Source organism: Streptomyces sp. 840.1, from assembly GCF_003751445.1.
GTDB lineage: Bacteria > Actinomycetota > Actinomycetes > Streptomycetales > Streptomycetaceae > Streptomyces.
The window spans coordinates 727,723-740,940 of record NZ_RJUU01000002.1 but is presented as its reverse complement, the minus strand read 5'-3'; the positions used below and the strand labels follow the sequence as shown (position 1 = coordinate 740,940).

Annotated in this window: 5 protein-coding genes; 2 read left to right on the top strand and 3 right to left on the bottom strand. The window is 73.8% G+C overall.

Going from position 1 to position 13,218, the window contains the following annotated elements; genetic code table 11:
• Positions 1 to 65: 65 nt before the first annotated feature.
• Together EDD93_RS29640 and EDD93_RS29635 are read right to left on the bottom strand one after the other, a co-directional pair.
• A complete protein-coding gene (locus tag EDD93_RS29640) occupies positions 66 to 1,379 on the bottom strand; it encodes a methylaspartate mutase (RefSeq protein ID WP_123528557.1) in 1,314 nt (437 codons plus the stop codon).
• Positions 1,366 to 1,836 carry a cobalamin B12-binding domain-containing protein gene (locus EDD93_RS29635; RefSeq protein WP_123528556.1) on the bottom strand — a complete coding sequence of 157 codons (471 nt, stop codon included), beginning with the start codon at positions 1,834 to 1,836 and terminating at the stop codon, positions 1,366 to 1,368. Before EDD93_RS29635 ends, EDD93_RS29640 begins: the two co-directional genes overlap by 14 nt.
• Before the next feature lie 383 nt (positions 1,837 to 2,219).
• Here EDD93_RS29635 and EDD93_RS29630 point away from each other — a divergent pair, with 383 nt between their 5' ends.
• Positions 2,220 to 11,048, top strand: a complete 8,829-nt coding sequence (locus EDD93_RS29630) for a non-ribosomal peptide synthetase (RefSeq protein ID WP_123528555.1) — start codon at positions 2,220 to 2,222, stop codon at positions 11,046 to 11,048.
• A 59-nt stretch (positions 11,049 to 11,107) separates the two neighbouring features.
• On the opposite strand, the gene EDD93_RS29625 is transcribed toward EDD93_RS29630, so the two are convergent.
• A complete protein-coding gene (locus EDD93_RS29625; RefSeq protein ID WP_123528554.1) occupies positions 11,108 to 12,103 on the bottom strand; it encodes a helix-turn-helix domain-containing protein in 996 nt (331 codons plus the stop codon).
• A gap of 249 nt (positions 12,104 to 12,352) precedes the next feature.
• Between EDD93_RS29625 and EDD93_RS29620 the strand changes: the two genes are divergently transcribed.
• Positions 12,353 to 13,093 (top strand): peptidase E, encoded by a 741-nt coding sequence (locus tag EDD93_RS29620; protein WP_123528553.1) that lies wholly within the window; start codon positions 12,353 to 12,355, stop codon positions 13,091 to 13,093.
• Positions 13,094 to 13,218 lie beyond the last annotated feature (125 nt).

Below are 13,218 nucleotides of genomic sequence, written 5' to 3'. Positions count from 1 at the left end.
TTGTCCGGTCGACGTACGGTTCACCGGCCCGGGAGGGGCACCGGAGGGGGTGGAGTGACGGGTGGTCAGCTCGCTCGGGCGAGCGGGCCGGCGGGCGCGTCGTAGCGGGTCTTGACGTGCTGGAGCGCGTACATCAGTCCCGACGAGGTCAGGCGGCGGGAGCTGTGCACGGCGGTGGTGGGGCCGAGCGGCAGGGAGCCGGTGCGGGACCACTCCAGCCGGCCCTGTTCGGAGATGACGCTGCGGGTGCGGCCCGCGTTGTCGGGGTGCAGGCAGAAGGGGACGTCGAGGTAGCCACGGGCGAAGGCCCGGATCAGGGCCTGGCCGATGTCGTCGTGCAGGCCGAGAACGGCCTCCACCAGGGCGCGGGCCTCCTCCTCGATGCCGGTGGACGGCGGTGGTGGGGTTCGCCGGACGGACCGTGCGGCTTCGGTGGCCGTCTCCAGCGCAGTGACGTTCTCGGCGACCGACGGAATGCGGGCGGCCTCGGCGGCCGTCTTGACGATGAGGCGTGCGGCTCCGGTCCTTGCCGCGAGGCGGGCGGCGTCCGCGACGAGGGCGAGCGCGCCGGACCTGGTCTCCGGGTAGACGCCCATGTAGGCGTAGACGACCACGTGCCACGAGGTGTCCGGGAGGTGATCGGCGGCCAGGGCGCGCAGCGCGTGGACGGCTTCCTCGTCCTGCTCGGCGCTGGTCTGCTGGGCGTAGCTCAGGGAGACGCTGCGCAGGCCGTGCTGCCGGAAGAACATTCCTTCCAGTACGGAGAGGGCGATGAGCAGCGAGGGCGGGCAGAGCTGGCCCAGCATGCAGCCGCCGAAGCTCTCCAGGTGCGGTTCGATGCCGGAGGTACGGAGTGCGGCGAGCGTGCGGCAGGCCTCGCGCCACGCCCGCACGGAGGTGGCCAGCGGGGTGCGGCCGTAGGGCAGGCAGTAGGAGACGGGGCCGCCCTCGGTGGCGTCGAGTCCGGCGTCGATCAGTGCCTCGACGATGCGGCCGGGCTGTGCGGAGCCGTGCCGTACCTGGACGGGGAAGTTCTCGCCCCGGACGCCGTCGAGCAGCCCGGTGGTGGTGGTGAGGGGCATGCTCACGAGCGGGTATCCGTTGAGCGGGTGTCCCCGGGCGGCGGCGCGGGCGGCGGCGGCGTAGTCGCCGACGCGGGTGAAGCTGTCGAGGGTGAGGGTGCCGACGGTGGTGGCGGCGGCGCCCCGGGTGGCGAGGAGTCCGGCGCGCATCCTGGCGGGGTCGGCGAACCCCATGCGGGGCTGGACGACGAGCGTGCCGGAGCGTGCGGCATCCGCCATGAAGCGGTGGAAGTCGCCGCCATGGGCGGGGCCGGGGCGCGGTGTCGCGCTGCCGGTGGCGGGGTCAGCGGACGGCATCGGCGTAGGCCCTTCCGTGCCCGCGCTGGGAGAGGGAGTCGAGCAGGGCGAGCAGGCGCGGTACGGCGTTCGGCCCGGTCAGGACGGCGTCGAAGCCGGCCTCGGTGAGCGCGGGGTGGGCGTCGGGGGCGATGGACCCTTCGGTGTCGAGTTTGCCGCCGATGACGAGCGGTACCCGGGCCAGGGCGGGCACGGCACGCAGTGCGCGTGCCAGGGCCGGGGCCTCCTCGGCGCCGTGGCCGTTGACGGTGCTCACGACGACGAGGCCGGGGGGCTGTGCGGCGGACTCGGTGACCAGGGTGTCGACCGGGACGCAGGCTCCGAGGTTGGTGACCTCCCATCCCTGTTCCTCCAGCAGGAGGTGGAGGAACAGCAGGTTCCAGGTGTGCGCGTCCGAGGGGATGGTGCTCAGGACCGCGCGGGGCGGGCTCTCCGGGGGCTGATGACGCTGGTACAAGACCGGCTTTCCTCTCGACGCCGTAGGGGCCGCGATCGCTGCGATCGGGCCGGTCATCCGGGCGTGCCCGGTCCTGGCCGGGTCCCCGAAGCCCCTTTCTTGTTACGGGTGTTCGGCGGAACTTCTGGGAGTCGGCTCCGGACGTCCGGGCTGTCGGCGGGTGACGTCGTCCATCGTGGCCAGCGGTGATCCCCGGCGGCACTGGGCACTTGTGGCCAGCCGCCGGAGCGTCACTTGTGCCCACTGGGGGCGCCCGCGCACGCGTCCTAACGTGCTGAGCGCGGACGTCCTCGGCACCGAACCGCTCACACCGCTTGTGCCGCTTCTGCTGCGACCGCCGCTTGTACCGCTGACAACGTGCTGACGATGATGGGGAGTGAACGGTGGCTGATCACCAGGTTGAGGAGTGGCGACACGCGCTGGAGGGCCTGGAGCCGCTGGAGCTGCCGGCGGACCGGCGGCCGTCGGACGGCGCGCCCGGTCCCCGGGACCGGGTCCTCTTCGACGTACCGGCCACGACGGCACAGGCGCTGTGCGCCACGGCGCACGAGCGGGGGACGGATCTCCCGGCTGCCCTGCTGGCGGTGTTCCAGGCCCTGATCGCACGGCACAGCGGCCGGGGCGACGTCCCGGTGGTCGTGCCGGGTGACGACGGACGGACACGGGCCGTACGGGGCCCGGACGGCGACCCGCTGTTCGAGGACGCGCTGGCACACGTCGCGGCAGCCCTGAGCGCGCGGCGCGGGCTGCCGTTCGCGCAGCTCGCGGAGGCGGCCGGCGGTGCGCTGGACGGCGCCCCGGGCTTCGCGTGGCACCCGGCGGGCGGGGCTCCGGCCGTGTTCGCACCCACCGCGCAGGTGACTCTGGAGCTCACCGCCGACGGCGACGCGCTGCACGGTGTCCTGGGCTACCGCACGGACCTGTTCGACCGGGCCACGGCGGAGCGTCTGACGGACCACTTCGGTGTCCTCGCCCGGTCCGCCGCCGGGGCACCGGACACGCGGCAGTCCGCGCTGGAGATGCTCACGGCGGCCGAGCGGACGCGGATCCTCACCGAGTGGAACGGCCCCCGCTCCGCGTTCCCGGACACGTCCACCGTCCACCGGCTGATCGAGGAGAGCGCCACTCGGCACCCGGACGCGGTCGCCCTGGAGCACGACGGGCACCTGCTGACCTACCGTGCGCTGGACGAACGGGCGAACCGGCTCGCACGCCACCTCGGCGAGCGGGGCGTCGGGCCCGGCGCGCTGGTCGCGGTGTGCCTGGACCACGGCGCCGATCTGGTGTGCGCCCTGCTGGGTGTCCTCAAGTCCGGTGCGGCGTATGTGCCGTTGGACCCGTCCTATCCGGCCGAGCGGCTGCGGTACATGGTCGGTGACAGTGCGGCGCCCGTGGTGATCACCCAGTCCGCACACGCCCCCCTGTTCGCGGCGGGCCCCGAACTGCTGCTCACCGACAGCGGCTGGCCGGACGGCGACGGACCGGCCCCGCTGGTCGAGGCGGGCCCCGACGACCTGGCCTACGTCATCTACACCTCGGGCTCGACGGGCCGCCCCAAGGGCGTCCGGGTGGCACACCGGGGCGTCGTCAACTACCTGCACTGGTGCGACCGCAACTACCCGCCCGCGCCCGGGGCCGAGACCGGCTCGCTGCTCTGCTCGTCGGCGGCCTTCGACCTGACGGTCACCGCGCTCTTCCTCCCGCTGGTGCAGGGGCTGCGGCTGACGGTTCCGAGCCCCGGTCCCGGGCAGACCGTGTTCGACGCCGCCGTGGACCTCGTGGCGGGCGGCGCGCGGATCAGCTTCCTCAAGGCAACGCCCTCCCATCTGGAGCTGCTGACGGCCCGGCTGGAGCGGGACGGGCTGCGGCACGGCATCGCGACGGTGGTGGCGGGCGGCGAGGATCTGACTCCGGCGCTGACGCACCGGATTCTGGTGAGCGGCGCGGACGACACGGCCGTCGTCAACGAGTACGGGCCGACCGAGGCGACCGTGGGCAACGTGGTCAGCCGGACGGTGTCGGTGGACCCCGCAGCGGACCACGTGCCGATGGGCCGCGCGATCGACAACACCGAGGTCTTCGTGGTCGGCGCGCACGGCGAGGTCCAGCCGGTGGGCGTGCCCGGCGAGTTGCTGATCGGCGGGGTGAACGTGGCCCTCGGCTATCTGGGGCGGCCCGATCTGACGGCGGAGCGGTTCGTGCCGCACCCGTTCCCGGCGGACCCGGACGCCCGGGTGTACCGCACCGGGGACCTGGTGAAGTGGCTGCCGGACGGGCGCCTCGTCTACCTCGGCCGGATCGACGACCAGGTCAAGCTGCGCGGCCACCGGGTGGAACTGGGCGAGATCGAGAACGCCCTGCTCGCCCGGCCGGACGTGGCGGCGGCAACGGTCGTGGTCCGCGAGGACGTCCCGGGCGACAAGCGCCTGGTGGCGTATCTGGTGGCGGCGGACGGTGCCGGGCCTGCGGCCTCCGGTCTGCGCCGGGCCCTGGCTCGGGTGCTGCCGGAGCACATGGTGCCCGGCCGGTACGTGACGCTGGAGCGGCTTCCGCTGACGCCGAACGGCAAGGTGAACCGCAAGGCGCTGCCGGCGCCGCAGGGCGACCGTCCGGAGCTCTCCGCCGCGTACCGGGTGCCCGGCACACCGACGCAGCTGGCGGTCGCCGGTATCTGGGCCGAGGTGCTGGGCGTGGACCCGGTGGGCGCCGACGACGACTTCTTCGAGCTGGGCGGGCACTCCCTGCTGGCAGCCCGGGTCGCTTCCCGGCTGCGCCGCGACCTGGGCGTGGACGTGCCGCACCGCACCCTGTTCGAGGCGCCGACCCCCGCGCTGCTGGCGACCGCCGTCGACGCGCTCACCCCGGGGACGGTGACCGCGATACCGCGCGCGGACCGCTCGGCCGGGCCGCTGCCGCTGTCGTTCGCCCAGCAGCGGCTCTGGTTCCTGGACCAGTTGGACCCGGGACGGGCCGAGTACGTCGTCCCCGCCGGGCTGCGTGTCACGGGCCCCTTCGCACCCGAGGTGTTCGGGGCCGCGCTGACCGCGCTGGTGGCCCGGCACGAGATCCTGCGGACCCGGTTCGTGGCGGACGGCACGGGCCGCCCGGTCCAGCTCGTCGAGGCGCCGCGAGAGGTGGCCGTGGAGGTGCACGACGCCCGGGGCCCCGGCGGCGACGCGGCGCTCGGCATCCTGCGCGAGGCGGCGGGAACGCCGTTCGACCTGGCGGCGGGTCCGCTGCTGCGAGCGGTGGCGGTACGTGTCGCCGACGCGGAGTGGCTGCTGCTGATCGCGCTGCACCACATCGTCTCCGACGGCTGGTCGGAGGGCGTCCTGGCCCGGGAACTGCGGGAGCTGTACGGGGCGGCGGCCGCAGGCCGTGAGGCCGCGCTCGTACCGCTGGAGCTCCAGTACGCGGACTTCGCCGCCTGGCAGCGGGCGGCCCTGGACGGGCCGGCGCTGGACGGGCAGGCGGCGTACTGGCGCGAGCGCCTCGCCGGTCTCCAGCCGCTGGAGCTGCCGGCCGACCACCGCCGCCCGGCCGAACGCTCGGGCCGCGGTGACGCGGTCGCCTTCACCGTGCCCGCCGGCGTGGTCGAAGCGGCCCGGCGCACGGCGGCGGGGCACGGCGCCAGCCTCTTCATGTCCCTGCTGGCGGTGTTCCAGCTGCTCATGGCCAAGTACAGCGGGCAGGAGGACATCGCGGTCGGCAGCCCGGTCGCCGGTCGCGGCCGGGCCGAGACGGAGGAGCTGATCGGCTTCTTCGTCAACACCCTCGTGATGCGCACCGACCTGTCCGGCGACCCCGCCTTCGGTGAGCTCCTCGACCGGGTCAGGGACACCGCACTCGGCGCGTTCGACCACCAGGAGCTGCCGTTCGAGCGGCTGGTGGAGGAACTGGCACCGGAGCGGGACCTGTCGCGCACCCCGCTGTTCCAGACCATGTTCGTGCTTCAGAACACGCCGGACGGGAACTCCTGGGGGCTGCCGGGTCTCGAGGTCGAGCCGTTCGCGGTGCGGGCGGAGGAGGCCAAGTTCGATCTGACGCTGTTCCTGACCGAACGGCCCGACGGTTCGCTCGACGGGAATCTCGTGTTCGCCGTGGACCTGTTCGAACGCGCGACGGCGAAGCGGCTGGCCGGTCACTTCACCACGCTGCTCGAAGCGGCGGTCACGGGCCGGGACCAGCGGCTGTCGGAACTGGAGGTACTGGCCGGCGCCGAGCGACGGCGTGTGCTGGACGAGTGGTCCGGGATCTCGTCCCTCTCCCCCGGCGCCGCCATGACGGCGCACCGGCTCGTCGAGGAGCGTGCCGCGCTGCTGCCCGGAACGGCAGCGGTTCTGTCGGAGGCCGGGGAGCTGACGTACCGGGAACTGAACGAGCGCGCCAACCGGCTGGCCCGGCACCTGCGGTCGCTCGGCGCCGGGCCCGACCGGGTGGTCGCCGTCTGCCTGGAGCGCGGGCCCGACCAGATCACCGCGCTGCTCGCGGCGCTGAAGTCGGGGGCCGCGTATGTGCCCCTGGACCCGGAGCTGCCGGCCGACCGGCTCGCGTTCATGATCGAGGACTCCGGAGCCGCGCATGTGGTGACCGACGCCGCGCACACGGACCGGCTGCCCCGCATGCCCCACCGATTCCTCACCGACCGGGACTGGCCGCTCGTCCAGGATCTGGCACCCCACGACCCGGAGCCCGCCGCCGCCCCGGACGACCTGGCGTACCTGATCTACACCAGCGGCTCCACCGGACGGCCCAAGGGCGTGCAGATCGAGCACCGGAGCCTGGTCAACCTGGTCCACTGGACGGTGGAGAGCTTCGGCGCGGCGCCGGGCCGCCGGGTCGCGCACCTCGCGGGGCTCGGCTTCGACGCCGCGGCGTGGGAGCTGTGGCCGGCGCTGTCGGCCGGCGCCACCGTGTGCGTGCCCGACGAAGCGGTGCGGCGCACCCCTGAGCTGCTCCAGCGCTGGCTGGCCGGGCGGCGGGTGCACGGCACGTTCCTGTCCACGCCCATGCTGGAGGCGCTGGCCGCACTCGACTGGCCGGAGGCGACCTCACTGGCGTACGTCCTCACCGGGGGTGACGCGCTGCGTCTGCCGCCGGGGCTGCGGCTGCCGTTCCGCGTCGTCAACAACTACGGGCCGACCGAGGCGACGGTGGTCACGACCTCCGCCGAGGTGGTGCCGGGGGTCGCGGTGCCGCCGATCGGCCGCCCGGTGCGCAACACCGTCGTCCATGTCGTCGACCGGCACGACCGGCCCGTGCCGATCGGGGTCCCGGGCGAACTCCTCGTCGGCGGAGCCGGACTGGCGCGTGGGTACCAGGGGTTGCCTCAGCAGACGGCCGAGCGGTTCGCCGCCCTCGACATCGACGGCACGCCCCGGCGGGTCTACCGCACCGGGGACCGGGTGCGGTGGCTGCCCGACGGGCAGCTGGAGTTCCTGGGACGCCTCGACGACCAGGTGAAACTGCGCGGCCACCGCATCGAACCGGGCGAGATCGAATCGGTGCTGCTGGCCGGTGCCGAGATCGCGGCCGCCACCGTCGTCCTGCGCGAGGACGCCCCGGGCGACAAGCGCCTGGTGGCGTACGTCGTACCGGAGGGGCCGGCGCCGGCCGCCGAGGGACTGCGCGCCAGGTTGCGCCGCGAACTGCCCGCCTCCATGGTGCCGTCCGCCTTCGTGGTGCTGGACCGGCTGCCGCTCACCGCGAACGGCAAGGTGGACCGGCGGGCGCTGCCCGCCCCCCTGGCCCGCCCCTCCGGGGAGCGGACCGCGCCGCGCACACCGGCCGAACGCGCCGTGGCGGCGGCCTGGTCACAGGTGCTGAACACGGAGATCACCGGCGTCGAGGACAACTTCTTCGAGCTGGGGGGCCATTCGCTGCTCGCCACCCAGGTCACCTCGCGGCTGCGGGCGGCGCTCGGCGTGGAGGTACCGGTGCGGTCCGTGTTCGCCGCCCCGACGCTCGCCGCGCTGGCGGCCGTCGTGGCGGACCTGGACCCGGACGAGGCGGGGCGCATCATGCCCGCCCCCCGGACCGGAGGTCCGCTGCCGCTGAGCTACGCCCAGCAGCGGCTGTGGTTCCTGGACCAGCTGGAGCCGGGACGCGCCGAGTACGTCGTACCGTTCGCGCTGCATGTGCGCGGCGTACTGGATGTGACGGCGCTGGACGCGGCGCTCACCGCAATGGTGGCGCGGCACGAGGTCCTGCGGACCCGGTTCGTCCCCCGGGACGGTGAGCCGGGGCAGGTCATCGACCCCCCGGCGCCGGTCGGGGCGACCGTCCACGATCTGCGCCACATCCTCGATCCGGCGGAACGCGGCGCCGAGGCAAGGCGGTTCGCGGAGGCCGAGGCGGGCGAGCCGTTCGATCTCGCGGCGGGCCCGCTGCTGCGCGCCCGTCTCGTACGGCTCGCCGACGACGAGGCCTTCCTCCTGCTGACGGTCCACCACATCGCGGCCGACGGGTGGTCGGAGGGTGTCATGGCAAGGGAGCTGCGCGAGGGGTACCGGGCGGCAGCGTCCGGGGTGGCGCCGGCCGGGCCGGCCGAACTTCCGCTCCAGTACGCGGACTTCGCCGTGTGGCAACGGGAGCGCCTGACCGGTGGCCTGCTGGCGGAGCAACTCGCTTACTGGCGGGACCGGCTCACCGGGCTGGAGTCCCTGGAGCTGCCGAGCGACCACCACCGCCCGGCGGGGCCGCCCGAAGGCGGCTCGACCGTGGCGTTCGAGGTGCCGGCGGGGGTCGCCACGCGGTTGCGGGCGGCGGCGACGGCGAACGACGCGAGCCTGTACATGGTGCTCCTGGCGGCGTTCCAAGTGCTTCTGGCCAAATACACCATGCAGGACGACATCGCCGTCGGCAGCCCGATCGCCGGCCGCAACCGGGCGGAGACCGAGGAGCTGATCGGCTTCTTCGTCAACACCCTCGTGATGCGCACCGACCTGTCCGGCGACCCCGCCTTCGGTGAGCTCCTCGACCGGGTCAAGGAGGCCGCGCTCGGCGCGTACGACCATCAGGACCTCCCCTTCGAACGCCTGGTGGAGGAGCTGGCGCCGGACCGCGACCCGTCGCGAAACCCGTTGTTCCAGGTCCTGTTCGCGCTGCAGAACACGCCGGACGGTCACACCTGGGGCCTGCCGGGTCTTGAGGTGGAGCCGTTCACGGTGACGCTGCCGGACGCCAAGTTCGACCTGAGCCTGATGATGTCCGAAGCGCCGGACGGCAGCCTGCGCGGGACGCTGGAGTACCGCACCGACCTCTTCGAACGGGACACCGTCGACCGGCTGGCCGGTCACCTGGGCACACTGCTCGACGCGGTCGCCGGCGCCCCCGGGGCCCGGCTGTCCCAGCTGTGCCTGCTCACCCCCGTCGAGCGGCGGAAGTCACTCGTCGAGTGGAACGACACCGCCGCCGCCTCTCCCGGCACCGCCACCCTGCACGGCCTCTTCGAGGAGCGGGCGGCCCGGCAGCCGTACACCGTGGCCGTCGAGTGGCCGGGGGCCGAACTGACCTACGGCGAGCTGAACACGCGCGCCAACCGGATCGCCCACCACCTGCGGGCCCGGTACGGGGCACGGCCGGACATGCCGGTGGCGGTATGCCTGGGCCGGGGGGCCGACCTGGTGACGGCGGAGCTGGCGGTGCTGAAGTCCGGGGCGGCGTACGTGCCGCTGGACCCGGAGTACCCGGTCGAGCGGCTGGCGTACATGGTGCGGGACACGCGGACCCCGGTCGTGCTCACCCACGCCGCCTACGCGGACCGGCTCCCGCCCGGCGTACCGCTGCTGCTGCTCGACGAGTGCGATGCCGAAGGGGGCCCGCTGGACGGCGAAGCGGTCACCGACCCGGAGCCGGCCGCGGCCTCGGACAACCTGGCCTATCTCATCTACACCAGCGGCTCCACCGGCCGTCCCAAGGGTGTCCAGGTCGAGCACCGCAGTCTGGTCAACCTGGTCCACTGGACGGCGGCCGAGTACGGCCTGGAACCGGGGCAGCGGATCGCGCTCCTCGCGGGGATCGCGTTCGACGCGGCGACGTGGGAGTTGTGGCTCGGCCTCACCAGGGGCGCGACCTGCTGCGTCCCCACCGAGAAGGTCCGGCTCGCCCCGCAGCTGCTGCGGGACTGGCTGGGCGAGCGCGGCATCCACGCCACGTTCCTGTCCACCCCCATGCTGGAGTCGCTGTCGGCGCTCGACTGGGGGCCGGACAGCACCCTGGACTACGTGCTGACCGGCGGCGACCGGCTGCGCATGCCGCCGCGCGCCCGGCTGCCGTTCCGCGTGGTCAACAACTACGGCCCCACGGAGACCACGGTCGTCGCCACCTCCACCGTGTGCGTCCCCGGGGACGCCGTTCCGCCGATCGGCAGGCCGGTCGCCAACACCCGGTGCTTCGTGGTGAACCAGCACGGCACACCGCAGCCGGTCGGCGTTCCCGGTGAACTCCTCGTCGGCGGGGTGCAGGTGGCGCGCGGATACCTGGGGCGCCCGGACCTCACCCAGGAGCGGTTCGTCACCTTCGGGGCCGAGGAGACGGGCGGGCGGGTGTACCGAACCGGCGACCTGGTCCGGTGGCGGGCGGACGGTCAGCTGGAGTTCCTGCGCAGGATCGACCACCAGGTCAAGATCCGCGGCAACCGCATCGAACTGGGCGAGATCGAGGCCAATCTGCTCAGCCATCCCGGTGTCGGCGAGGTCGCCGTGACCGTCCGCGAGGACACAGCGGGCGACAAGCGGCTGGTGGCCTATCTGGTGGCCGCGGGAGGGGGCGCGCCGAGCGTCGCGGATCTGCACGCGCACCTGGGGCGCCAGCTGCCCGACTACATGATCCCGGCGGCGTTCATGGTGCTGGAGCGGCTGCCGCTGACCGCGAACGGCAAGGTGGACCGGGCGGCGCTGCCGGTCCCCGACGGCAGCCGGCCGGACCTCGGAACGTCGTACACGGCGCCGCGCAACACCGTCGAGCGGCACATCACGGCGGTCTGGACGGAGCTCCTGGGCATCGAACGCGTCGGCGTCCACGACAACTTCTTCCAGTTGGGCGGGCATTCGCTGCTCGCCACCCAGGTCGCGTCGAGGCTGCGCAGGGCCTTGCGGGTAGACGTACCGGTAAGGGCGGTCTTCGACCACCCGACCCCCGCCGAACTGGCGCAGCACATCGCGGACCTGATGATGGCTGCGATCAACGCACAGTTCGCCCCGGCGGGATGACGGAGTACGCCCCCACCGCGACGGCAGCGGCGGGGGCGTACGGTCACGTGGCGCAGGCGTCAGACCATGTCCTCGACCTGGATGCCGCCCTGGGCGATGGCCAGGGCGCCGAGCTGGAAGCGGCTCTGCGCACCGAAGCGGTCGGTCAGCTTCTCGGAGAGCCGGCGGACCGTGCGCAGCGAGACGTCCATCCGCCGGGCGGCGGCGGCGTCGGTGAGGCCCTGGGCCCAGAGCCGCAGGACGTGCTGTTCCTGGAGGGAGAGACCGCCCCGGGTCCGGGGGCGCGCCTCGGCGAGCGGCAGCGCCTCCTGCCAGAGGCGGGTGAACAGGGCGGCGAACGCCTCGGTGACCGACCCGACGCCGCACACCATGGCGCCGACGACGGACCGGGCGCTGACGACCGGGACCACGGCGTGGGTACGGTCGCAGAGGATCATCCACGCGGGCAGCGACGGGAGCGTGCGGATCGAGCCGATCCGCTCGTCGTTGCCCCGCACCCGGCCCATCACCTCGGGGTCGTTACGGACGCTCTCCAGGACGATGGTGCGGGCCGGGGTGCCGCGCCGGCGCAGGATCTCGTCGACGGGCCGGGCGGACTCGGCCAGGGGCGCGGCGAGCCGCTCGGTGGGGCCAACGGTCAGCCACTCCTGCTCGCACCCCTCGGCGAGTTCCGCGACGCGCCGCCATACGACGTCCGCACCGGCCAGCCACTCGACGCCGGGCTTGCTGTCCCGGCCGCCGAGGGCGTGCTCGGACAGCAACCGGGTCACTTCGAGCCGGCTGTCCTCCACCTGGAGCCGGTGGCGGGCGAGTTCGTCCTGCTGTCTGGCGAGCATCGCGGCCAGCCCCACCCCCGGGTCGACCGGCCGCCAGCCGGTGGCGGTGTCGCCGGGGACCAGGAGCAGCAGGGCGGACAGCCGTTCCAGCCGTTCCCTGACCGTGTCCTCGGCCTCCTCCAACTGCTGCGCCAGCTCGGTGACTCCGGCCCCGGGCAGGTCGACCATGGCGAGATAGACACTCCGTGCGAGGGGGTCGATACCCAGAGAGGTCCGCATGTCCTTCACTCCTGTTGTCTCGGCCGTACGGCACCTGTTGGTCACGAGTCGAATCGGACGACGCTCGACGAGCCGGGGCGGAACGGTCCCGTGCCGCTGCGGGAGTCCGTCGGCCTGGTCTCAGTAGAGCGGGGGCAGGGCGGCGGCGGATGCGGGCGGACCACCCACGTTGTGGCGGACGCTCCCCATGACCTGCGTTCGGGGCGGGCGGGGCGCCGCGCGGGGGCGGGCAGGGTTACGATCGCGCGCATGCCTGCCTCCCAGCCGACCGTCCTGGCCACCTCCGGAGGGCATCGCGCCGGTGCCCGCGCGCGGGTGCTGTTCGACTCCCTGGTCCACCACGCGGTCGACCTCTCGGGGGTGCACGGCCGCCGTCCGCGCATCCTGTACCTGGGCACGGCGGTGGGGGACGCGGAGCACGTCACCGCGCGCATGCACGAGGCGGCCAGGGTGGCGGGCTTCGACCTGACGCCGCTGCACCTGTTCCCCATGCCGAACGTGGACGACGTGGAGGGCACCCTCCTCGACCACGACGTCGTGTGGGTCATGGGCGGTTCGGTGGCGAACCTCCTGGCGGTGTGGCGGGTGCACGGCCTGGACCGGGCGCTGCGGCGGGCCTGGCGGGCGGGGGTGGTGCTGAGCGGGGTGAGCGCCGGGTCGATCTGCTGGTTCGAGGGCGGCGCGACCGACTCGTACGGACCGGAACTGCGGCCGGTGGCGGACGCGCTCGGCTTTCTGCCGTACGGCAACGGTGTCCATTACGACTCCGACCCGGGCCGCCGTCCGCTGATCCACCGGCTGGTCGCGGACGGCACCCTGCCGACGGCGCACTGCACCGACGACGGGGTGGGGCTCGTCTATCACGGCACCCGGCTCGTGGAGGCGGTCACGGAGTCGGCGGGCAAGGGGGCCTACGTGGTGACGTGCGAGGGCGACGGGGTGCGGGAGGAGCGTCTGGAGCCGCGCCTGCTGCCGCCGGTCCGGTACTGACCCCTTCCGCGCGGGCGACTGCGCAGCGGGTGGGGGCGGTACCCCCGGCCGGGTGTGCCGACGGGCCGTGCGATCCACGGACGCCACGGGTACGGGCGGTGACCTGCGAGTTCCGCCTCTGCCGC

What these genes read in the sequence shown, in the direction of transcription:
- EDD93_RS29640 (WP_123528557.1), bottom strand. Translation starts at nt 1,379, where the DNA reads ATGCCGTCCGCTGACCCCGCCACCGGCAGCGCGACACCGCGCCCCGGC.
- EDD93_RS29625 (WP_123528554.1), bottom strand. Translation starts at nt 12,103, where the DNA reads ATGCGGACCTCTCTGGGTATCGACCCCCTCGCACGGAGTGTCTATCTC.
- EDD93_RS29620 (WP_123528553.1), top strand. Translation starts at nt 12,353, where the DNA reads ATGCCTGCCTCCCAGCCGACCGTCCTGGCCACCTCCGGAGGGCATCGC.